At 75.1% G+C, this 21,657-nt stretch carries 15 protein-coding genes, 1 tRNA gene and 1 riboswitch; of the genes, 6 read left to right on the top strand and 10 right to left on the bottom strand.

What is annotated here, in order from left to right:
- Window positions 1–79 precede the first annotated feature (79 nt).
- The gene (locus tag ACZ4M5_RS26640) at window positions 80–2,050 is read left to right on the top strand and encodes a sigma-70 family RNA polymerase sigma factor (RefSeq protein ID WP_467740314.1); all 1,971 of its coding nucleotides are present in this window, start codon (window positions 80–82) and stop codon (window positions 2,048–2,050) included.
- Here the strand turns inward: ACZ4M5_RS26640 and ACZ4M5_RS26635 are convergent.
- Window positions 2,037–5,321, bottom strand: coding sequence for an ATP-binding protein (locus ACZ4M5_RS26635; RefSeq protein ID WP_467740313.1), 3,285 nt, complete (start codon window positions 5,319–5,321; stop codon window positions 2,037–2,039). The two genes, ACZ4M5_RS26640 and ACZ4M5_RS26635, sit on opposite strands and share 14 nt — an antisense overlap.
- Before the next feature lie 504 nt (window positions 5,322–5,825).
- Window positions 5,826–7,940, bottom strand: coding sequence for an asparagine synthase-related protein (locus tag ACZ4M5_RS26630; protein ID WP_467740312.1), 2,115 nt, complete (start codon window positions 7,938–7,940; stop codon window positions 5,826–5,828).
- Between the two features lie 871 nt (window positions 7,941–8,811).
- Between ACZ4M5_RS26630 and ACZ4M5_RS26625 the strand changes: the two genes are divergently transcribed.
- The 4 genes from ACZ4M5_RS26625 (at window position 8,812) to ACZ4M5_RS26610 (ending at window position 14,013) form a co-directional block, all read left to right on the top strand.
- Window positions 8,812–10,236 (top strand): MFS transporter, encoded by a 1,425-nt coding sequence (locus tag ACZ4M5_RS26625; RefSeq protein WP_467740311.1) that lies wholly within the window; start codon window positions 8,812–8,814, stop codon window positions 10,234–10,236.
- A 62-nt stretch (window positions 10,237–10,298) separates the two neighbouring features.
- Window positions 10,299–11,504, top strand: coding sequence for an L-2-hydroxyglutarate oxidase (gene lhgO / locus ACZ4M5_RS26620; RefSeq protein WP_467740310.1), 1,206 nt, complete (start codon window positions 10,299–10,301; stop codon window positions 11,502–11,504).
- A gap of 243 nt (window positions 11,505–11,747) precedes the next feature.
- A complete protein-coding gene (trmB, locus tag ACZ4M5_RS26615) occupies window positions 11,748–12,608 on the top strand; it encodes a tRNA (guanosine(46)-N7)-methyltransferase TrmB (protein WP_467740309.1) in 861 nt (286 codons plus the stop codon).
- Window positions 12,609–12,666: 58 nt separating this feature from the next.
- Complete coding sequence (locus ACZ4M5_RS26610) at window positions 12,667–14,013, top strand: PrsW family intramembrane metalloprotease (protein ID WP_467740308.1); 1,347 nt, start codon at window positions 12,667–12,669, stop codon at window positions 14,011–14,013.
- A 27-nt stretch (window positions 14,014–14,040) separates the two neighbouring features.
- Here ACZ4M5_RS26610 and ACZ4M5_RS26605 read toward each other — a convergent pair whose 3' ends face one another.
- The 4 genes from ACZ4M5_RS26605 to ACZ4M5_RS26590 all read right to left on the bottom strand — a co-directional run bounded on the left by ACZ4M5_RS26605 (window position 14,041) and on the right by ACZ4M5_RS26590 (window position 17,946).
- Entirely contained in the window at window positions 14,041–14,994 is a 954-nt protein-coding gene (locus tag ACZ4M5_RS26605) for an aldo/keto reductase (RefSeq protein WP_467740307.1), read from the bottom strand.
- 144 nt (window positions 14,995–15,138) lie between these two features.
- Window positions 15,139–16,170 (bottom strand): M23 family metallopeptidase, encoded by a 1,032-nt coding sequence (locus tag ACZ4M5_RS26600; RefSeq protein WP_467740306.1) that lies wholly within the window; start codon window positions 16,168–16,170, stop codon window positions 15,139–15,141.
- Between the two features lie 11 nt (window positions 16,171–16,181).
- Window positions 16,182–16,338, bottom strand: a riboswitch (cyclic di-AMP (ydaO/yuaA leader).
- A gap of 299 nt (window positions 16,339–16,637) precedes the next feature.
- Window positions 16,638–16,711: transfer RNA gene (locus tag ACZ4M5_RS26595), tRNA-Met, on the bottom strand.
- 104 nt (window positions 16,712–16,815) lie between these two features.
- Window positions 16,816–17,946: a dihydrofolate reductase family protein gene (locus tag ACZ4M5_RS26590; RefSeq protein ID WP_467740305.1), complete on the bottom strand. Its 1,131-nt coding sequence runs from the start codon at window positions 17,944–17,946 to the stop codon at window positions 16,816–16,818.
- A gap of 286 nt (window positions 17,947–18,232) precedes the next feature.
- Between ACZ4M5_RS26590 and ACZ4M5_RS26585 the strand changes: the two genes are divergently transcribed.
- On the top strand, window positions 18,233–18,742 hold the full coding sequence (locus ACZ4M5_RS26585; RefSeq protein WP_467740304.1) for a MarR family winged helix-turn-helix transcriptional regulator: 510 nt from the start codon (window positions 18,233–18,235) through the stop codon (window positions 18,740–18,742).
- 80 nt (window positions 18,743–18,822) lie between these two features.
- Here ACZ4M5_RS26585 and ACZ4M5_RS26580 read toward each other — a convergent pair whose 3' ends face one another.
- From ACZ4M5_RS26580 to ACZ4M5_RS26565, 4 genes are read right to left on the bottom strand one after another with little or no spacing between them, the layout of a single operon-like run.
- Entirely contained in the window at window positions 18,823–19,875 is a 1,053-nt protein-coding gene (locus ACZ4M5_RS26580; protein WP_467740303.1) for a SpoIIE family protein phosphatase, read from the bottom strand.
- Window positions 19,875–20,318, bottom strand: a complete 444-nt coding sequence (locus ACZ4M5_RS26575) for an anti-sigma regulatory factor (protein WP_467740302.1) — start codon at window positions 20,316–20,318, stop codon at window positions 19,875–19,877. Before ACZ4M5_RS26575 ends, ACZ4M5_RS26580 begins: the two co-directional genes overlap by 1 nt.
- Window positions 20,318–20,740: an STAS domain-containing protein gene (locus tag ACZ4M5_RS26570; protein WP_467740330.1), complete on the bottom strand. Its 423-nt coding sequence runs from the start codon at window positions 20,738–20,740 to the stop codon at window positions 20,318–20,320. Before ACZ4M5_RS26570 ends, ACZ4M5_RS26575 begins: the two co-directional genes overlap by 1 nt.
- A 2-nt stretch (window positions 20,741–20,742) precedes the next feature.
- On the bottom strand, window positions 20,743–21,657 hold the full coding sequence (locus ACZ4M5_RS26565; RefSeq protein WP_467740301.1) for an STAS domain-containing protein: 915 nt from the start codon (window positions 21,655–21,657) through the stop codon (window positions 20,743–20,745).

Raw genomic sequence — 21,657 nt, 5'->3', positions numbered from 1 at the left:
AGCGTTCCCGGTGAGGGCCGCTGTGGCACTCTGACCCGGTGGTCTGGACGGGTTGGGCGGCTGGCGGGGGCGTGCCGCGATGAGCGGTGACGAGCGGGACGAGTCGGGCGGGAGCGGCGGCGACGTCACGGCCGGCGGTGGGGTACCGCCCCAGGTGCCGAGCCAGGGCGGGCGCGCGGCCGCGCCACCCCCCGCGCCTCACGACGGTGCGGTCCCGGCCCAGCGCGAAGGACGCGAGGACGGCGTCCTGCCTCCGCCGCGCGAACTGCCGCCCTCCGACGCCGATCTGATCGACCGGATGCGCGCGGGCGACGACACGGCGTACGAGGAGCTCTACCGGCGCCATGCGCAGGCCGTGCGCCGGTACGCCCGTACCTGCTGCCGTGACGCCCACACCGCCGACGATCTCACCGCCGAGGTCTTCGCCCGGATGCTGCAGGCGGTACGCGGCGGGGCGGGACCGGCCCACGCGGTACGGGCCTATCTGCTGACCTCCGTCCGGCGCGTCGCCGCCTCCTGGACGCGGTCCGCCCGCCGCGAGCAACTCGTGGACGACTTCGCGGTGTTCGCCACCCAGTCCGCCCGGGGTTCCGACGTGTCCGACGGCGACACGCTCGAACTCGGCGCGGACGTACGGGCGATGCACGAGGCTGAGCAGTCGATGGCCATGCGGGCCTTCCGGTCGCTGCCCGAGCGGTGGCAGGCCGTGCTGTGGCACACCGAGGTGGAGGACGAGTCCCCCAGCGAGGTCGCCACGCTGTTCGGGCTCGACGCCAACGGCACCCGGGTCCTGGCCAGCCGGGCCCGCGAGGGACTCAGGCAGGCGTACCTCCAGGCCCACGTCAGCGCCACGCTCACCGCCGACGAGGAGTGCGCCCGCTGGGCCGACCAGCTCGGCACCTACGCGCGCGGCCGGCTGCGCACCCGGGCCGAGCGAGGTCTGCGCAGGCATCTGGAGGAGTGCGCCAAGTGCCGGCTGGCGGCGAGCCAGATCGCGGAGGTGGCCGGGGGCATCCCGGCCGTCGTGCCGGTCGCCGTCATCGGCTGGTTCGGTGCCGCCGGATACGCGAAGGCGGCCGGGCTCATCGCCGGGGGCACGGGAGCGGCCGGTGCTGCGGGGGCCGCCGCGGCGGTGGGCGGCTCGTCCGGCGGAGCCGGGGGCGCCGGTGGCGCCGGTGGTGGTGCGGTGTCCGAAGGGCTCGGCGCGCCGCTGAAGGCCGGTGTGGCGGCCGGTGTGGTCGCCGTGGGTGTCGCCGTCGCGGTGGTGCTCGCGCTGGCCGGCAGCGAGACGCCGAAGAAGGAGGCCGCGCCGGGCCGGCCGGCTGCTCCGCCCTCGTCGGCCGTCCGACCCGGTGACCCCACACCCCCCGCCTCGAAGCCCGGGCCCGAGCCGCCCGCGCTGCTGCCCGTCGGCGCCGGTGCACCCGCGCCCACCCCGGCCCCCCGGACCAGCCCGAGCCCGTCCCCCTCGGCCTCCCGCACCCCGGCGCCCACCCCGCCTCCCGGCGCCCCGAAGCCCACACCTCCGCGCACCCCCACCCCCGATCCCACGCTCGCTCCCCCGTCACCGTCCGCGCCACCGGCACCACCCGCACCACCCCCGCCGCTCCCGGCACCGGCCGTCTACCGGTGGAGCGACCTGTCGTACGACGTCGCCGGGGACGGGACGGGGCCCGAGATGCGGATCGGCGCGAGCAGCTGGGTCTGGAAACGGTCCGGGCCGTCCGTCGACGGCCGGCGGTACGCGCACGGCGTCACCGTGCACGGCCGGTCCTCCGTCACCATCGACCTCAACCGCTCCTGCACCTCCTACGACGCGAAGGCCGGGGTCGACGACCTGGCCCTGGGGCTCGGCAGGGTCTACTTCTCCGTCTACGCCGACGGCGTGCGGCTGTGGCGGTCCGGGCTGGTCGAGGGCGGCGACCCGGCCGTGCCGGTCCACGTGGACCTCACCGGCCGGAGCACGGTGCGCCTCGTGGTGGAACCGCGCGGCGTGCTCGACGACGTGACGCTCGCGGACTGGGCGGAGTCGACGTTCACCTGCCGCTAGCGGCGTGCGCACCGCGCGCCTCGTCCAGCTCCCGCAGGACGTCCTGCGGGCTGAGGGCGGCACCCGAGGCGCGCTCGGCGGCGTACCTGCCGGCGCCGAGGGCGGCGCTCGCGGTGGCCGCCGCGCGCTCCGCCGGGGCGCGTTCGGGCAGGGGGCGGGCGCGGCAGGCCCGCCACCGGTCACCGGCGGCGAGCAGCCGGGCGGCCCGGGAGCAGTCGCCGAGGTCGGCCAGCACGGCCGCCGCGGCGTCCGCCACCGCGGCGCGGACCGCGCCGGAGCACCGCTTGTCCACGGCCTCCCGCAGCACCCCGGACAGCTTCGCCAGGGCGGACTCCGGGCCGGTCTCGCCCGCCGTGATCACGGCGTCGATCAGGTGCAGCGTCACCGTGAACTGGGGCGGCGGCGTGCCCCGCGCGGCAGCGGCCCGCGCCTCCTCGCACAGGGTGCGCGCCAGCGGCATCTCCCCGTCGTCGGCGGCGATCTGAGCGCGCAGCAGGGAGACGAACGCCTTGGAGTCCGTCACCGCGTACCGGTCGGCGGCCGCGCTCGCCTCGTCCAGTGCGGCCAGCGCGCCGGCCCGGTCGCCCGCGCGGTAGGCGATCTCGGCGAGCCGGGCGATGAGGAGCGGGGACTCGGCGTACGCGCCGACCTCGTAGGCCAGGCGCAGGGCCTCCTCGTACTCCCCGCGGGCCTCGTCGTACGCACCGCGTGCCATGGCGGCCTCGCCCGCCGCGCCGCACGCCTGGGCGCGCAGCCAGCGGTCGCCGCAGCGGCGGCCGAGCGCGCGCAGCTCGGTGAGGTCGTCGTCGACGCACAGCAGGTCACCGGGGGCGTCGACGATCGTGTGCGTGCGGAACAACAGGGCCACGGCCGTCTCCCAGTCGCCGCCGTGGGCACGGCAGTTGGCGACGGCGGCGTCCATGACGGACCAGACGTCGTCCTGGTCGTCGGAGAAGGCGACGACGATCGGCCAGACCAGGCCGGGTATGCGGGCCGCACGCGGGCCGCCGGTCTCGTAGTGGGCGCGCATGCGGGCCAGGTGGCGGCGCCAGGCGTCCGAGGAGGGGTCCACGGACGCCGCGTCGCTCAGGAAGAACAGGTGCAGCATCCGCAGGTCCATCCGCAGATCGTGCAGCGGATGCCCGGTCTCCTCGTCGTCCGGTACGGCGAGGAGACGGGGCGGGCCGTCCCCGGACGGCCGGGGGCCGTCGGTGCCGGGGCTCCGACCGGGGCGCAGGGCGCGTTCCAGCCACTCCATGGCCTCGTGGCGGTAGTTGCGCAGCCACCAGAACCAGCCCATGGCCAGCACGAGGTTCCCGGCCTCCTCCTCCGCCCCGGCCGTCAGTGCCCGGTCCAGGGCCGCGCGGATGTTGTCCAGCTCGGTCTCCAGTCGGGCGATCCAGGGCAGTTGGCCGCCGGAGCGCAGCAGCGGACCGGCCCGCTCGACCAGCGCGCCCGCCCACGCCCGGTGCCGCGACTCGGCGCCGGCGCGCAGGCCCGGGGTCCCGGCCGCGCGCTCCACGGCGTACTCGTGGATGGTCTCCAGCAACCGGTAGCGCATGCCGCCGGGACCGTCCTCCGGGCCCGGGGCGGCCACCACCAGGGACTTGTCGACGAGCGCTCCGAGCAGTTCGGCGGCGGGACCGGTGCACACGGCCTCCGCCGCTTCGAGGTCCCAGCCGCCCGCGAACACCGACACCTCGCACAGCACGCGCCGCTCGGCCTCGTCGAGCAGGTCCCACGACCAGTCGACGACGGCCCGCAGGGTCTGCTGGCGGGGCAGGACCGTGCGGCTGCCGGAGGTGAGCAGGCGGAAGCGGTCGTCGAGCCGGTCGGCGATCTGCCGGGGGGTGAGCAACCGCAGCCGGGCGGCGGCCAGTTCGATGGCGAGCGGCAGTCCGTCCAGCCGCCGGCAGATCTCCGCCACCGCACGCTCGTCACGGAGCACGGCATCGGCGTCGGGCCGCACGGCCGCGGCGCGCTCGGCGAACAGCCGCCGCGCGTGGTCCTGCCGCAACGGCTCGACCGGGCGCACCGACTCCCCGGGGACGCCCAGCGGTTCCCGGCTGGTGGCGAGGATCCTCAGCCGCGGGCAGCGGGTGAGGAGGGTCTCGGCGAGGTGGGCGGCGGCCCCGATGACGTGCTCGCAGTTGTCCAGGATCAGCAGCAGGTCGCGCGGGGCGCAGTACTCCACGAGCAGGGCGACGGGGTCCTCCTGGACGGCCGCCGCGCGTTCGCCGGTCATGAGGGCGGTCTCGCGCAGGCCGAGCGCGCTGACCACCGCGTCCGGCACCGCCTCGGGCCGGTCGAGCCGGGCCAGCTCGGCCAGCCACGCCTGGGGGAGCCCGGAGGCGGCCTGCTCGGCGAGACGGGTCTTGCCGGAGCCGCCCGGGCCGGTGAGGGTGACGAGCCGGGCCCCGCGCAGGTCGGAACGGATGGCGTCGATCTCGGGTTCCCGGCCGACGAAGGAGGTCAGCCGGGGGCGCAGATTGCCGGTGCGCGCGCGGGCCGGTCCCTGCCCGGGCGCGGGGGCTCCGGGCTGCTCGTTCCTCGCGCCGGTGCCGAGCAGGTCGGCGTGCAGGGCGCGCAGTTCGGGCCCCGGGTCGGTGCCGAGCCGCTCAGCGAGCGTCCGGCGGACGGACTCGTACGCCTGCAGCGCGTCGGCGTCCCGGCCGGTGGCGCGCAGGGCCCGGACGAGGAGGGCGTGCAGCGGTTCGTCGTAGGGGTGGACGGCGGTCAGCTCCCGCAGTTCCGGTACGACGTCCCGGGCGCGTCCCAGCCGCAGACGGGCCTCGGCCCGGGCGCGGATCGCCTCCAGCCTGGTGGCCTCCGCCCGGGTGGCGGCGGAGCGGTCGGGGAGATCGGCCAGGGCGGGGCCGCGCCACAGGGCCAGGCCCTCGTCGAGAAGCTGTTCGGCCCGGCCGGGGTCGTCGCCGCCCAGGGCGTCGGTGCCGTGGCGGACGAGCCGGTCGAAGACGAACAGGTCGACGTCGTCGGGGTGCGCCGCGAGCCGGTAGCCGCCGGTCCCGGAGACGACGGCGTCCCTGCCGAGCGCCCTGCGCAGCCGGGCGACCAGGGCCTGGAGGGCGGCGGGGGCGTCCTGGGGCGGGTCGTCGGCCCAGACCTCGTCGATCAGCGTGCCCGGGGTGGCGAAGCGGGAGGGGCGCAGGGCGAGGGCGGCCAGCAGCGCGCGCAGCCGCGGCCCGCCGACGGACACGACAGCGCCGTGCTCATCCTCCACCGTGGTGACACCCAGGATTCTGTACCGCACGGGGTCATTGTCACCGGGGCCCCGGAACGGACCGAAGCTTTTGCCTTGCCGGGCGGTGCGGCGGCGCATGGACGGGCGGTGCGGCGGAGCACGGACGGGCGGTCGGTTGGCGGGCGGCCGCCGACGCTCCTGCCGTGCCAGGCGGCATGGCAGGCGGTGCCGGGTGGGACGGCAGAGGACCGCGTCGGCCAAGCGGTGGGTCATGACGAGTAGCCGGTCGAACGGGCCGGTCGAACGGGCCCGAACCAGCACGGTGCCCGGAAGCGCCGGGCGACCCCGCTGGTGGAGAGCGGCAGGCAGACGGCCGCGGGCGAATCCCCTGCCGGTGCCGAGTGGCAGGACGGGACGCGCAGGCGACGCGGCAGGCAGCACAAGAGAGAAGGCACGGGGCCGGTTGCCTGTCCGGAGCCGGTCAGCGCGGGTCGGGGGCGAGGCGGGCGGTGGTCGAGCGGGCTGTCGGGGACGGGCAGGCCCGGGGAGGTTCTCGGGACGGGCGTGGGCCTGTCACCCCCGTGGCCCCCCGGCTCCCGCTCCCAGCGCCCCCCGCCGCGGGGCGATTCCCGCCGGCACCGCCCGGGCCCTCGCCGGGGTGCCGGTCCAGCACGTGCCGCGACGGGACAGCAGGCGGCCCAGCCACAGTTCCAGGGAGACCAGCTCGGCGAGACCGTCGAGGGGGAGCGGTTCGCCCGCCGCCGCTCCGCGCAGCGCCTTGCGGACCACACGGGCCTCCACGAGTCCCGCCTCCGCCAGCAACGGCGTCTCGAACAGGCCGATCAGGGAGTCCGCCGCGACCCGCAGCCCCGTGCGTGCGGCGGCCGCCGTCGTCGCCGGGGCCGGAACGCCCCAGCCGGGCGGCAGCTCGCGCACGCCGGCGCCCTCCAGCACCGTGCGCAGGATCGCCGCCCGTGCCCCGGGCCGTACCCGCAGCGCCTCGGGCAGAGCGCGGGCCGCGCGGACGACCTGGTTGTCGAGGAAAGGCGCGTGCAGCCGCTGGAAGCGGATCTCCGCGGCCTGCTCCAGCACCCGCAGGTCGGCGGCGTACCGGGCCAGGGCCGCACGCGCGCGGAAGTCGCCCGGCCGCTGCCCGGGCCCCACCAGCTCCGACCGGTGCGTGGCCGCCTGGAGGCGAACCGATACTTCGGCGAGCGCCTCACCGGTCAGCCAGCGCGCCGCCGGCCCGGGTCTGCCCCAGCTCAGCGCGGCGAGGGACGCCTCCACCGCCCCGCCGGACGCGCCGAGGCCGTCGTCCGGCCGCGGGTCGAGGAGCCGCTCGGCGAGGGACTCCAGGCCCGTGCGGTAGGGCGTACGGGACAGCCGCCGGGCCGCCGCGTACACGCGCGCGGGGACCAGCACCGACCCGTCCGCCTTGGTCAACGCCGCGACGGGGCGCACCAGATGGCGCCGCTTGCGGTCCATCAGCAGGTCGGCCAGGCGTGCCGGGTGCGCGTCCAGCACCTGCCGCGCCCCGTAGCCGGTGAAGTGGTCCGCGCTGCCCGCAGCGAGCCGGGCGCGGTGCCGTGCCGCCGTGACCAGGCACGGCCCGGGTTCGTCGGTCAGCGGTCCGTCCAGGTCGGCGTACGGCAGGGTCTCCTCGCCGCCCGCGACGACCACATGGTGCAGCCGCGGGTTCGCGGCCAGCGCCCCGGCCTGCTCCAGCTCGGCCTCGGGCGCCTTGACGGCCAGATCGTTGAAGGTGACGGCGAGCAGCCGCTCCCCCGCACCCGTGCCGTGCCCGAGGACGGTGCCGGGCATCCCCGGGAGCCCGGCGGCGAGGAGGGCCAGCGCGCCCGAGGCCGGGCCGCCGGACAGGTCGGCCCCGATGCCGGGCACGGGCATCCCCCGGGCGGCACGCCGTTCGGCCGGGCCCATGCCGGGCACGGGCCCGGGGTCGATGTCCGCGCCGGGGACGTGCCGGGGTGCGGACAGGCGGGTGCGGACGGCCTCCACGAGCGCGTCGCGCACGGCGTCGACGGCGCTGTCGGGGTCGGCCGGCGGGGCGGCCACCGCCAGTGAGGCCCGCGGCTCGTACCCGGCGATCTCGCGGGCCCCGGCGCGCAGGATCAGGGCGTGCCCCGGCGGAATGCGCTTCACGCCGTCGTACGGCGTGGAGTCGTGCAGCGCGGCGGGCACGTCCGGGGCGGCCAGCAGTGCGGCGAGGTGCCCGAAGTCGAGGTTGGCCTCGATGAGGTCGGCCAGCGGCAGGGCGGCGGTCGCGTACGCGGTGCCGCCGGCCCACGGTGTGTGGAACACCGGCCGGACGCCCGCGAGATCACCGCAGACGGTGATCCTCCTGCCGACCTGGACGATCGCGGTGTAGCTGCCCGGCCAGGCGGTCAGGTGGCGCAGAGCCCCGCCCCGCGCGGCGAACAGGGCGACGCGCAACTGCTCGTCGGTGGCTCCGCAGATGCCGAGCACGGCGATCCGGGTGTGTTCGTCGGCCTTCACGACCCGCACCTCGTCGGGACGCCAGTCGCCGACCGCCCACAGTGGATCGGGGTCGCCCCACAGGAGTTGGGACCCCACCGGGTGCAGCGTCTCGCCGTCGCTCCCCGTCGCCCCCGCCGTGCCGGCAGCGACGGCTCCCGCGGCGGTGCTGCTCCATCCCACCAACCACCGCATCGCCGCCTCCACAGGCTGTGGACAACCAGTGCACCGCACGAACCGGTTCACCATGCTGCCATGAAGGAAGCGCTCCGGAGGGTGCCCGCGCCGCTCGCGCTCCGCCGGATGCGCCCCGGCGGAGCCGCCCGCACGATCCGATGCACCCCCAACGCCCGCACACGGCAGGACGATACGGGCGCCGCGGAGGGGTGACGGAGGACGGCGGACGACAACGGACAACGACCGACGACGAAGACGAAGACGAACGTACGCCCGGCGCCAGAAGAACGACGAGAACGCGAGAAGACCGGGAGCGGGAAGAGAAGTCCGGCCAACATGCAAGGCAGGCCGGCGACATGTCCGCGGGAGGACCGCGACGCGAATGCGCCCCCGAAATGCGCCCCAATCACGCCCGAAGCGCCCTCAAGTACCGTGGTCGGAGCGTCGGCACAGCCCGGAAGGCGGGGTCGATTTTCGGCCAAATAGCCGACGTGCGACCGGAGTCGAACACGCTCCGTACAGGCTCCGCGCACGACTGCCCGGTCGCGCAGTCCGGGAGACGGAACGCGCCTCCCGGACCGTTCCGCCGCCCGCGGGGATGAAGGCGGCGGTGTCCCCCAGCCCACTGGATCCAGTACAGCGGGCCGACCCACGCGGGAACCATGGAACCGCTCCCGGGATGGCCGGAGAAGAGCGCACGGGCGGGCGCACGGCCACACACCGGGAGCACGTTGCAACTGCCCGTATCTGAACCGCACTTCAGTACGGACCACAATCCCGCCAACCGGAAGAATGCCCCTTAACGCTTGGGATGCGGCGAACTACGCTGGGTTTACGAATGCCGCACGGTTATGCCAGCGCGGCAGCCGTCTGTGTCGAGGGGTGGCGCATGTCCAGGGAGCAACGCGGGCCGAACGAAAAGCTCGGCGCCGTTCTCGCCCTCGCGGGAATTTCCAACGCCGGCCTCGCGCGGCGCGTCAACGATCTTGGCGCCCAGCGGGGACTGACGCTTCGCTACGACAAGACCTCGGTGGCGCGCTGGGTGTCGAAGGGCATGGTGCCGCAGGGTGCGGCGCCGCACCTCATCGCCGCGGCCATCGGCCAGAAACTCGGCCGCCCGGTGCCGCTGCACGAGATCGGCCTCGCGGACGCCGACCCCGCGCCCGAGGTCGGGCTCGCCTTCCCCCGGGACGTCGGCCAGGCGGTGCGGTCCGCCACCGAGCTCTACCGCCTCGACCTCGCCGGCCGCCGTGCCGGCTCCGGCGGCATCTGGCAGTCGCTGGCCGGATCGTTCGCAGTAAGCGCGTACGCCACGCCCGCCTCGCGCTGGCTGATAACCCCGGCCGACAGTTCGGTGGCGCGTGACGTGGGTTCCGGCGAGGACTCCGGCGCACCGCTCAAAGTCGGCCACAGCGATGTGCAGAAGCTGCGGGAGGCCGCCGAGGACGCGCGCCGCTGGGACTCCAAGTACGGCGGCGGCGACTGGCGTTCGTCGATGGTGCCCGAGTGCTTACGGGTGGAGGCGGCCCCCCTGCTGCTGGGCTCCTACTCCGACGAGGTCGGCCGTGCGCTGTTCGGCGCCTCCGCGGAGCTCACCCGTCTCGCCGGCTGGATGGCCTTCGACACGGGCCAGCAGGAAGCCGCCCAGCGCTACTACATCCAGGCCCTGCGCCTGGCCCGGGCCGCCGCCGACGTCCCCCTCGGAGGCTACGTCCTGGCCTCCATGTCCCTCCAGGCCACCTACCGCGGCTTCGGTGACGAGGGCGTGGACCTCGCCCAGGCCGCCCTCGAGCGCAACCGCGGCCTCGCCACGGCCCGCACCATGAGCTTCTTCCGCCTCGTCGAGGCACGCGCGCACGCGCGCGCCAGTGACGCCCACGCGGCGGGCGGCGCCCTGAAGGCGGCCGAGAGCTGGCTGGAGCGGGCCCGGCCCGGCGACAACGACCCGAGCTGGCTCGGCTTCTACTCCTACGACCGGTTCTGCGCCGACGCCGCCGAGTGCTACCGCGACCTCAAGGCACCCCGCCAGGTCCGCCGCTTCACCGAGCAGGCGCTGTCGCGGCCGACGGAGGAGTTCGTCCGCTCGCACGGCCTGCGCCTGGTCGTCTCCGCCGTCGCCGAACTGGAGTCGGGGAACCTGGACGCCGCGTGCGAGCAGGGCGTGCGGGCGGTCGAGGTCGCCGGCCGCATCTCCTCGGCCCGCACCACGGAGTACGTCAAGGATCTCCTGCACCGGCTGGAGCCCTACGGCGACGAGCCGCGGGTGGTCGAGCTGCGCGAGCGGGCCCGGCCCCTGCTGGTGACCCCCGCGTGAGCGTCCGCCGTCCCCGCGTTTGAACCCGCTGTCAGTGGCGCAGTGCACTATCGAGGCGGGAGGTGGTGCGCGTGGGGACCGCATACGACGGTGACGTGCTGGTGATCGGTGGCGGGATCGTCGGCCTGTCCACGGCCTACGCGATCACGCGCGCCGCGCCGGGCACACGGGTCACCGTCCTGGAGAAGGAGCCGGGCCCGGCCCGCCACCAGACGGGCCGCAACAGCGGCGTGATCCACAGCGGCATCTACTACCGCCCCGGCTCCCTCAAGGCGCGCTACGCGGTGCGCGGCGCGGCCGAGATGGTCAAGTTCTGCGCCGAGTACGGCATCCCGCACGCGGTCACCGGCAAGCTGATCGTCGCGACCGACCGCACGGAGCTCCCCCGCCTGCACGCACTCGTGCAGCGCGGCCGGGAGAACGGCATCCCGGTCCGTGAGCTGGGAGCCTCCCAGATCGCCGAGTACGAGCCGGAGGTCCGGGGCCTGGCCGCGATACACGTCGGCACGACCGGCGTCTGCGACTACGTCGAGGTCGCCCGCCGGCTGGCCCACGCCTCGGGCGCCGAGATCCGCTACGGCACCAGGGTCGTCCGCGTCGACCGGCGCCCCGAGCGCGGTGTCGCCGTGCTCACCGCTGCGGGCGAGATCGTCCGCGGGCGCGTCCTGGTGAACTGCGCGGGCCTGCACTGCGATGAGATCGCGCGCCTGACCGGGGACGGCCCCGAGGTACGGATCGTGCCGTTCCGGGGCGAGTACTACGAGCTGGCACGGCCGGAGCTGGTGCGCGGCCTGGTCTATCCCGTCCCCGACCCGGCGTTCCCCTTCCTCGGCGTGCACCTCACCCGCGGCATCGACGGCGAGGTCCATCTCGGCCCGAACGCCGTCCCGGCCCTGGCCCGCGAGGGGTACGGCTGGACCACGGTCCGCCCGCGGGAGCTGGCCTCGACCCTGGCGTGGCCCGGCTCCTGGCGGATCGCCCGCCGGCACTGGCGGTACGGAGCGGGGGAGCTGCGGCGTTCCCTGTCCAAGAGCGCGTTCACGCAGGCGGTGCGCAGGATGCTGCCCGCCGTGACGGAGGACGACCTGGTCCCCGCGGCGGCGGGCGTGCGCGCCCAGGCAGTCCTGCGCGACGGAACCCTGGTCGACGACTTCCTGATCCGCGAGGGCCCGCGCACGGTCCACGTGCTGAACGCCCCTTCCCCGGCGGCGACGGCGTCCCTGCCGATCGGCCGCGAGGTGGCCCGCAGAGCACTGAGCGCACTGTGAGGCCTCCGCAGCCAGGCGACCAGGCCGAGGCCGCGTAGGTCCGCAGCCCGGCGTAGCGGGGTGCCGCCGTCCCACGCAAGGGGCCGTGTCGGGGGGTGTCCGCCCGCAGCTGGTTGGCGCGTCGACGGACAGTGAGTCGGTACGACACCCCATCGCGCCGTTCCGAGGACGGACACCCTCCGGCGCGGCCCCGACCCACCACCGGCGCCAGGCGAAGCACCGCGGCCGTAAAATCAGGGCACTGTGTCTGACTCCGCGAACACCCCTGAAAGCCCGCAGCCCGGGACGTCCGGCGCCGCCGAGACGCCGACGCCCGGCGCCGCCCTCCGCCACACCCGGGCCAAGGGCGAGCCGCGTTTCCCCGACGGGCCGAAGCCGGACCCGGCCGGGTCGCACTTCGAGCGGCGGATCCGGAGTTTCCAGCCCCGGCGCAGCCGGGTGACCGCGGGCCAGGCCGACGCCCTGCAGCGGCTGTGGCCCAAGTGGGGCCTGGACATCGACGGCCGCTCCCTCGACCTGCGCGACCTCTTCGGTGACGACCGCCCCGTCGTCCTGGAGATCGGCTTCGGCATGGGCGAGGCCACGGCCCAGATGGCCGCGGCGGCCCCCGCGACCAACGTCCTCGCCGTCGACGTCCACACGCCCGGCCAGGGCAACCTGCTCAACCTCGCCGACCACAACGGCCTGTCCAACATCCGCGTGGGCAACGGCGACGCGATCATCCTGCTGCGCGAGATGCTCGCCCCGGACTCCCTCGACGGCCTGCGCGTCTACTTCCCCGACCCGTGGCCCAAGAAGCGGCACCACAAGCGCCGGCTCATCCAGCCCGACTTCCTGACCCTGGCCGCCACCCGGCTGCGACCCGGCGCGCTGCTGCACTGCGCCACCGACTGGGAGCCGTACGCCGAACAGATGCTCGATGTCCTCACGGCGCACCCGGACTTCGAGAACACCCAGGCCGACGGCGGTTTCGCCCCGCGCCCCGACTTCCGGCCGCTGACCCGTTTCGAGGGCCAGGGACTGGACAAGGGACATGTCGTGAACGACCTCCTGTTCCGGCGCGTACCACACGCGGACCAACCCCAGCCCTCCGCCGGCGCCTGACCGCGCCCGTCACCTTCCCGCCTGCGGACGGCGCCCCTCCGTCGTTAGGGTCGAAGCCGTGGCCACCAGTTCCCCGCATCCGTATCCCAGCGGACCCGCCGACGGCACCCCCGTCGGCGGGTCCCTGCGGCACGCGCACTGGTGGCAGCGGCCCTGGGTGCGCTACGGCGCGCCCAGCACGCTCCTCGCGATATCCGGCCTGGTCATCCTCGCCCTGGTGCGCGAGGAGACCGGTACGGAAGGGTTCCTGGTCGGGCTGGGCCTGGCCGTCCTCCCGGTCCCCCTGCTGCTGGCGTCGTTCCGCTGGCTGGACCGGGTCGAACCGGGCCCCTGGCGGAACCTGTTGTTCTGCTTCGCCTGGGGGGCCTGCGCGGCCGCGCTGATAGCGATCGTCGCCAACAGCTTCGCCACGAGATGGATAGCCACGGCCACCGCGGACCCGTCCGGCGCGGACACGCTCGGCGCGACGGTGATAGCGCCGGTGGTCGAGGAGTCCGCCAAGGCGGCGGCCGTCCTGCTGGTCTTCCTGTTCCGGCGACGCGACTTCACGGGGATCATCGACGGCGTCGTCGTGGCCGGCGTCACGGCGACCGGCTTCGCGTTCACCGAGAACATCCTCTACCTGGGCACCGCCTTCGGCACGGACCAGATGACCGGCGGCAGGGGCATCGCGTCCGTCACGGCGGCGACCTTCTTCGTCCGCATCATCATGTCGCCGTTCGCCCACCCGCTGTTCACGGTCCTCACCGGCATCGGCTTCGGCGTCGCCGCGCTCCGGGGGGACCGCGGCCGGGTCCGCGGCGTGGCGTTCCCGCTCGCCGGGCTGCTGCTGGCGATGGGCATGCACGCGATGTGGAACGGCTCCTCGTCGTTCGGCGAGTACGGCTTCTTCGCCGTGTACGCGGCGTTCATGGTGCCGATCTTCGGTCTGCTGACGTGGCTGGTGATCTGGACCCGGCAGCGGGAGCTGCGGACCGTGCGCGAGGAGCTGCCCGCGTACGCGGTGGCCGGCTGGCTGGACCCGGCGGAGCCGTACGCCCTGGGCTCGATGCGGGCCCGGCGGATCGCCCGCGCCCACGCCCGGCGCCATGCGGGCAGGGGCGCGGCGCGCGAGGTGGCGCGGTACGAGGCATACGCGACGTCCCTCGCGTTCCTCCGCCACCGGGCCCGCCGCGGCCGGGCCGGCGCCGGCTTCACGGTCCGCGAGCTGGAACTGCTCGGCGAGCTGTGGCGGCGCCGGGAGGCGGCCCGCCCGGCCCTGGTCCACGCGGCCCGGATCACCTCCCCGCCGCCTCCGGCCATGGTGCAGCCCTGGCCGGTGCACGGGGTGCACGGCGCGTACGGCCAGGTCCACCAGCCGGCTCCCCACCCGGCGTACAGCCCGTACAACCCCTACCGCTCCTGAGCCGCGCCGCCGCTCCCCCGCGTCCCGTCAGGCGGAGGCCTCGTCGAGCCGGGCGGTCTCCGCGTCCGTCAGGGTCAGCTGCGCCACCCCCACCAGCGCCGGCAGCTGCTCCACCGTCCGCGCGGAGGCGATCGGCGCGACCACGGTCGGGCGGGCGGCGAGCCAGGCCAGGGCCACCGTCGCCACCGGCACCTCGTGCGCCGCGGCGATCTCGTCGAGCGCGTCGAGCACCCGGCGCCCGCGCTCCGTCTCCAGGTGCCTGGCCGCGCCCCCGGCCCGCGCGCTCTCGACGGTCGTACCGGGGCGGTACTTGCCCGTGAGGAAGCCGGACGCGAGCGCGTAGTAGGGCACGGCCGCGAGGCCGCTGCGCTCGGCGAAGTCCTGGAGCCCGCCCTCGTAGGTGTCGCGGGAGACCAGGTTGTAGTGGGGCTGGAGGGCCACGTAGCGGGCCAGTCCCTCGCGGTCGGAGAACTCCAGGGACTCCCGCAGCCGCTCCGCGGAGATGTTGGAGGCGGCGATGTGCCGCACCTTGCCTGCCTTGACGAGCTCGTCGAGGGCGCCGATGATCTCCTCGACGGGCACCTCGGGCCGGTCGTAGTGGGTGTAGTACAGATCGATGTGGTCGGTACCCAGCCGGCGCAGGGAGGCGTCGGCGGCGGCCTTGATGGTGGCGGCGGACAGCCCCTGGAAGTCGAGGTGCTGGCTCACCTTGGTGGCGACGACGACCTCGGAGCGGTTGCCGCGCGCCCGGAGCCACCTGCCGAGGATGGTCTCGGACTCCCCGCCCCGGTTGCCCTCGGCCCACGCCGAGTAGACGTCGGCGGTGTCGACGAAGTTGCCGCCGGCCGCGGTGTAGGCGTCGAGGACGGCGAAGGAACGGTCCTCGTCGGCGGTCCAGCCGAAGACGTTGCCGCCGAGGGCGAGCGGGAAGACCTCGAGGTCGGAGGAGCCGAGCTTGCGCAGATTCGTCGTAGCAGTCATACCCTGGGTCAACGACCGCGCGGAACGGCCCATTCCGCAAGCTGCGCACGACCCCGGGCGAACACCCCGGCCGGCGAAGACCGGCAGCCCTGACGCCGGGGGGTCGTCGTCAGGGCTGCCGGTGCTTCGACGGGCGCGGTGCGTCTACGGGTTGAGTCCCTTGCCCCGCAGCCACGCCATGGGGTCGATGCCGCTCGCGGAACCGCCGGTGTGGACTTCGAGGTGGAGGTGGGCGCCGGTGACGTTGCCGGTGGCGCCGACACGGCCGATGACGTCGCCGGTGCCGACCTTCTGGCCGACGCTGACGCCGATCGACGACTGGTGCGCGTACCAGATCTCGGTGCCGTCGTCGAGGGTGAGGACGGTCTTGTAGCCGTAGGAGCCGTTCCAGCCGGCCTCGGTGATGGTGCCGCTGTGGACCGCCTTGATCGGTGTGCCCGTGGGGGCGGCGAAGTCGAGACCGGTGTGGTAGCCGGAGGACCAGTAGGCGCCGGCCTGGCCGAAGCTGGAGGTGAGGGTGTACGAGGAGGTCGGCAGCGTGTACTGCTTGGCGAGGGCGGCGAGCCGCTCGGCCTCGGCCTTCTTCTCGGCCGCCTCCTCCGCCTTCTTCTTCGCCTCGGCGGCCTTGGCCTTGGCCTCCTTCTCGGCCTTGGCGACGGCCTCCTGGGCCGCCTTCTCGGCGGCGGCCGCGGCCTCCTGGGCGGCCTTGGTGTCGATCTGGTCCTGCTGGTGCTCGACCTGGGCCATGATCCGGGCGCGCAGGGCCTCACCGGCGCCGTCGGCGCCCGGCTCGGCCTCGGCGGTCGTGGTGCCCAGGCTGCTGAGCGGGGTGGCGGAGCCTTCGGGGGTGTCGTCGTCCGAGAGGAGGGAACCCACCGAGGGAAGGTCCGGGACGGAGATCGACACCGGCGGCTTGCCGGTCTGGGCGCTGGCCATGCCGCCCGCGCCGACGGCGGCTATGACACCGACGCCGAGGACGGTGGAGCTGCGGGCGAGTCCTCCGCCGCGCTGCTTGGAGACGCGGTGCCGGCCACGGACGGGGCGGATGGACTCCGCGGTGGGGTTCCACTCCTGGAACGGGCCCTCGTCGGTGCGCTGACGGCCGAAGCCGAAGGTCTCGGGGTCGCGCTGGTCCGCCGCGAACGGGGCAGCGGGGGCAGGCCGGTTGGACGCCACGTGGGCGTGCTCCTTTCCTTCCTTCTCGCCTACCGGGTTAGCTGACGGGTTCGGAGCAGGAAGGTCTCCTACGCGCGTATACCTGCCGTGCTGCCACGGCGGCATCCGCTCGATTCACCCCAAGTGGTGGTTCCCCGGTTCCCTTGCGGGATTCGGCGCGTGCGCACGGAGCCGCCTTCTGTGACGGCTGGGACGACCGCGCTGCGTTATCGAACGTTAATGGATGGCGCGGTGCGTATTCCAGCGCTTCCGCTTGATCATTAACCTTTTTCGCGCGGACCAACCTGCCACGACCGGGGTGAATCGGGCGAGTTGACCGCCTCCCGGACACCGCACGGGACTTGACGGTGTGTCAGTTGTTATGCGCAGCGGGGCGGTTCACTCACCGTGTGTGACGGCCGGTCGACGACCGGAGGGAAACGCACCGAGGGCCGGAACCCTTTCGGATTCCGGCCCTCGGCCTTCAGTAGCGGGGACAGGATTTGAACCTGCGACCTCTGGGTTATGAGCCCAGCGAGCTACCGAGCTGCTCCACCCCGCGTCGTTGTGTTCACCAGTGTACGCCATCCGCGGGACGTCTCGCGCACACCCCGGTCCGGCGCCCCCGGCACCGGCCCCGGCACACCCCGGCCCGGAGCGCCGCGCTCAGGGCAGCAGGTGCCGGTTCGGGGCCTTGGCCCGCTCCTCGTGCTCGGGCAGGAGGACGACCTGCGCTCCCCCGGCGGCCAGGACACCGCTGCCGTCGGCCCCGGATACGAAGGTGTCCGGCTCGCGCCAGGCCGTGACGACCCGCCGCACACCCGCGTCGAGGATCAGCCGGGCGCAGGGCGCCGGGCGGGAGGCACGGCGGGCGCAGGGTTCGAGGCTGCTGTAGACGGTCGCCCCGGCGAGCCTGGGGTCGGCCGGATCGAGCTTGGCCAGGGCCGCCTCCTCGGCGTGAACCACCGGGTCGCCGCCCTCGCGGGAGTGGCCGCGGGCCAGTTCGGTGCCGTCGGCCGCGACCACCACCGCCCCGACGCTGAACGCGGTCGCGGAGGGCGGGCAGTGCTCCGCGAGCTCGCAGGCGGCGGCCAGCCAGCGGTGGTCGGCGGCGACCGGGAGCGGCCCGGTGCCGGGGGCGGTCGGTTCGTAGCGCATCAGGACGACGTCCTCGATCCGGCGGCTGTCGACCAGCCGCAGCCGGCCCGGCGGGTAGCCGCCGGGGCCGAAGAGGCGGGGCGCGTCGGGGTCACCCACGAAGAGCGGGGCGAGGACCAGCTGGATCTCGTCGGCGAGCCCCTGGGTGAGCAGCTGGGTGTGGATCAGGCCGCCGCCCTCGACCATCAGCCGCCGCACGCCCCGCACGTCGTGCAGGTGGGTGAGGAGCCGGCGCCAGTCGAGGGCCGCGCCCAGCGGGACGACGTCGGTGGCGAGGCCGAGGGCGCGGGCGCGCCCGGCGCCCTCGTCGGTGGTGTAGAGGACCTTCTCGCCGCCGGTGTGCCAGAAGTGGGCCTCCGGGTCGAGGTCGCCGGTGCCGCTGACGGTGACCTTGAGGGGGTACTCGGGCCGGCCCGCGGCGGTGCGGGCGGCGCGGCGCTCCGGGGAGTTGACCAGGAGGCGGGGGTTGTCGGCCCGGATCGTGCCCGCGCCGACCAGGATCGCGTCGACGGACGCGCGCACCTCGTCGACGCGGTCGAAGTCGGCCGGGCTCGACAGGAACAGGCGTTCGGGTCCGGTGTCGTCCAGGTAGCCGTCGAGGGAGACGGCGGCGGACAGCAGGACGTACGGGTGAGGCATCGACGCTCCGCGGCTGGTCGGAAAAGCGGGACTGGATGGGCCTGGATGGGACTGGACGGGCTGGCCGGGCTGAGTGGGACGTGGCCAAGTCTTACGCGGTCACCCGGCCGGACGGGGACGGCACCCCCCCGCCGCCGGCCGCACCGGCGGAACCCGGCGCGGGCTGAGCCGCCGTCAGGCCGGTGACGGCCGTGCAACGGTCTGCTTGCCGCTCGGCTCTTCGGGTACAGCCTTTGCAAGAGGGCGACCTCCACAGCACCCGGAGCTTATGGAAAGTGACCGTTTTGTGACCGGATTCGGCGGGCCCGGTGACCACCGGGCCAGGGGGCCGGGCGAGGGCCCGGAAGCCGTCGCCTCGCAGATCGCCGACGCGGTGGACAGCCTGGCGGTCCTGTGGACGGTCGCGGCCCAGGAGGCGTCCCTGCGGCTGTCCCCGCATCAGTTGCGGGCGCTGCGCACGGTGCAGAGGGCACCCGGACTCAACCTCACCGCCCTGGCGGAGCGGCTGGACATCGGCCTGCCCACCGCCAGCCGCCTCTGCGACCGGCTCGCGGCGGCCGGCCTGCTGGAACGGGCCCCGCACCCGGACACCCGCCGCGAGGTCCAGCTCCGGCTCACCACGCACGGCCGCAACGTCCTGAGCGACGTCGCCGGTCGCCGCACCCACGCCCTCACCGTCGCCGTGGCCGCGATGCGGCCTGCCGAACGGGAGGCACTGAGAAGGGGGTTGCGCGCCTTCCTGGCCGCCCAGGACCACGCGCCGCCCCGAGCCGGCGAGCCACCCGCCGGCCCGTGAGGGATCCGAGGGACCGGCCGGTCCCCTCGCCCCGGCCCGGCCTCACGCCCCCGCCCGGTCCGCACGCCCCCGCCCGGCCGTCAAGCCCCGGGCGAGCCCCCCTTCAGCACCGCCACACACGTGTCGTCGCGCACCGGGCGGGCCGCACTGCCCGAGTCGCGCAGCACCACCGCGGCGACCACCGCCGGGTCGCAGGTCAGGAGCACGTCCTCGGGCGTGCTCCAGCGGCTGGGCAGACCGTCGCTGTGCAGCACCAGCAGGCTGTCGTCGTGCCACGGCCCGCTCTGCACGGGGACGTCGGCCGGTGCCTGGGCCCCCACGATGCCGGGCCGGGACAGCAGCGGCCGCCACTCCCCGCCGGTGCGCAGCCGGGCGCCGACGTTGCCGATCCCGGCGAAGTCCAGCCGTCCCGTGGACAGATCGGCCTGCGCCACGGCGACGGCCGCCCCCCGGGTGGGGCGCAGAGCCGGGCCCAGACGCCGCAGGATCTCCGGCGGCGGCAGCTCGGCCAGGCCGCGCAGCGCGGTCACCGCCGCGGTGGAGGCCTCGGCGGCCTTCTCCCCGTGCCCGAGCCCGTCGGCGAGCAGCAGGGTCAGCCGGTCCCCGGCGCGGACACGGGCCCAGGCGTCGCCGGAGTGGGCCGCCCGGCCCAGGGGGACGTTGACACCGCCGGCGCGCGGGGGCGGCGCGGACGTCCCCGGGTGGCGGACGGCGATCTCGTGGTCGATCCGGGCCAGCACGACGGTGCCCCGGCCGACGGCGCTGTGCAGGTCGAAGTCGTTCGCGACCCGGCGGCAGGTGCCGAGCCCCGCGCCCAGGGAGGCCGCGACGGTCGTGGAGTAACCGTCGCGCATCGCGGCGGCCACGTCCGGGATGCCGGGCCCGTGGTCCAGCGAGAGGAGCTGCACACAGGTGCGCGGACCGCCGCCGTCCGTCCGCTCGACGAGGCCGATGAGCACGTGGCCGCCCTCGGCGTGCCGCAGCAGGTTGGTCGCCAGTTCCGTCGCCACCAGCGCGGCGGACGCCGTGCGGTTCGCCGGCAGTCCGGCGCACGCGCTGGCCTCCTCGGCGGCGACCCGGACGTCCCGCACCCGGGTCGAGTCGTCCACGGGCACGTCCCAGACCCTGCTCATCAGGGCTCCGGCCGGGAGGGCGGCACGGCCGTGGCCCAGGCCGTGACGGTGACGGTGGTTCCCTCACCCGGCCGGCTGTCCACCCGGAACTCGTGCACGAGCCGCTTGGCCCCGCTCATGCCCAGGCCCAGCCCGCCGCCGCTGGTGTAGCCGTCGGTCATCGCCAGGTCCAGGTCGCGGATGCCCGGCCCGGTGTCGACGAAGGCCAGCCGCAGCCCCTGCGCCGGCCCGGTGACCAGCGGGGTCATCTCCACATGGCCGCCACCGCCGTGGACGAGGGTGTTGCGGGCCAGTTCACTGGCCGCGGTGACCAGTTTGGTCTGCTGCACCAGACCGAAGCCCAGCTCGGCGGCCGTCTGCCGGACCTGCTGCCGCACCCAGGCCAGATCGGCGTCCGAGCCGATCGGCAGGGTGGCCGGGGCGGCGTGGCGGGAAGCCTGCATCAAGGACTCCCCCCTCCGTCGCGCGGGTCGGCGGCGAGCAGCTCCATGGCGCGCTCGACGTCCAGGGCGGTCCTCAACCCCGGCAGTGTGAGGCCGAGTTCGACGAGGGTGATCGCCACGGCCGGGCGCATCCCGGCCAGGACCGTGCGCGCCGCGAGCAGTTTCGCCGCGGCGGCGATCTCGGCGAGGACCCGGCCCAGGAACGAGTCGACGATCTCCACGCCGGAGATGTCGATGACGACCCCGGTCACTCGGGATCCGGCGATCCGGGCCGCGACGTCGTGCTGCAACTGCTCGGCCATGGCGTCGTGCAACTCGCCCTGGAGCGTGACCAGCAGGACGTCGCCCAGCCGGAGCACCGGCACGGTGAAGGCGTGACCGTGCACCGGCGCGGACAGCGGGGACCCGTCCCCCGCGGGCAGCGTCACCGCGCGCCCGCGTCCGCCGGGTCGGCCGCCCGCAGCGGCGCGATCTCCACGCCCTGCCGGCTGAGCGCGTAGGCCAGCGCGTCCGCCAGGCTCGCGCGGGTGATCACCGTGCCGAGGTCGATGCCCAGGTGGACGATCGTCTGCGCGATGGCGGGCCGGATGCCCGAGACGATGCACTCGGCGCCCATCAGCCGGGCCGCCGCGACCGTCTTCATCAGGTGCTGGGCGACCAGCGAGTCGACCGTGGGCACACCGGTGATGTCCAGGATGGCGTACCGGGCGCGCTCGGCGACGATCGCGTTCAGCAGGCTCTCCATGACCACCTGGCTGCGCGCGCTGTCGAGCGTGCCGATGAGCGGGACGGCGACCGTGCTGTCCCACAGCTTGATCACGGGGGTGGCCACCTCGTGCAACTGCTCGCGCTGCCGGGCGATCAGCGCCTCACCCGCGCTGAGCGTGGTCTCCATCACGACCAGCCGCAGCGTGCCCATGAGCACGGTGAGCGCCACCACGCACTCCTGCGCGTCCGGGGAGCCGGGGTCCTCGAACTCGGCGCGCAGCAGGTCCACCACCGGGAGCCGCAGCGCGGCCACCTCGTCGGCGACGCCGTCCGGGTCGGTGCCCGTACGGGCGCGGGAGGCGGCCATGCGGCCCAACTGGTCGCGCACCGCCTCGAATCCGGGCGCGCGGATGTCGTCCAGCCGCTCGGAGGCGGCGACGGCCGCGAGGGCGGCGAGTACGGCCCGGCCCGCCTCGACCGCCTCGTCGCGTGAGACCGTGAAGACGGTGCGGAACAGCGCGGCGTCCGCCCACCGCTGGGCGATCTGCTCCCGCCGCCGCTCGAGGAAGGCGCTCACCTCGTGCGCGGCCGGCCCCTGCCCGGCATGTGCTTCCGACACCGTCACTTGCAT

The sequence above is a fragment of the Streptomyces sp. NPDC026246 genome (assembly GCF_055567995.1).
This window is presented reverse-complemented; position numbering and strand designations above follow the sequence as displayed.

Bases quoted from the DNA above. Each gene is read 5' to 3' on its own strand.
- ACZ4M5_RS26640 (WP_467740314.1), top strand. From the start codon at position 80: ATGAGCGGTGACGAGCGGGACGAGTCGGGCGGGAGCGGCGGCGACGTC.
- ACZ4M5_RS26630 (WP_467740312.1), bottom strand. From the start codon at position 7,940: ATGCGGTGGTTGGTGGGATGGAGCAGCACCGCCGCGGGAGCCGTCGCT.
- ACZ4M5_RS26625 (WP_467740311.1), top strand. From the start codon at position 8,812: ATGTCCAGGGAGCAACGCGGGCCGAACGAAAAGCTCGGCGCCGTTCTC.
- ACZ4M5_RS26605 (WP_467740307.1), bottom strand. From the start codon at position 14,994: ATGACTGCTACGACGAATCTGCGCAAGCTCGGCTCCTCCGACCTCGAG.
- ACZ4M5_RS26590 (WP_467740305.1), bottom strand. From the start codon at position 17,946: ATGCCTCACCCGTACGTCCTGCTGTCCGCCGCCGTCTCCCTCGACGGC.
- ACZ4M5_RS26580 (WP_467740303.1), bottom strand. From the start codon at position 19,875: ATGAGCAGGGTCTGGGACGTGCCCGTGGACGACTCGACCCGGGTGCGG.
- ACZ4M5_RS26575 (WP_467740302.1), bottom strand. From the start codon at position 20,318: ATGCAGGCTTCCCGCCACGCCGCCCCGGCCACCCTGCCGATCGGCTCG.
- ACZ4M5_RS26565 (WP_467740301.1), bottom strand. From the start codon at position 21,657: ATGCAAGTGACGGTGTCGGAAGCACATGCCGGGCAGGGGCCGGCCGCG.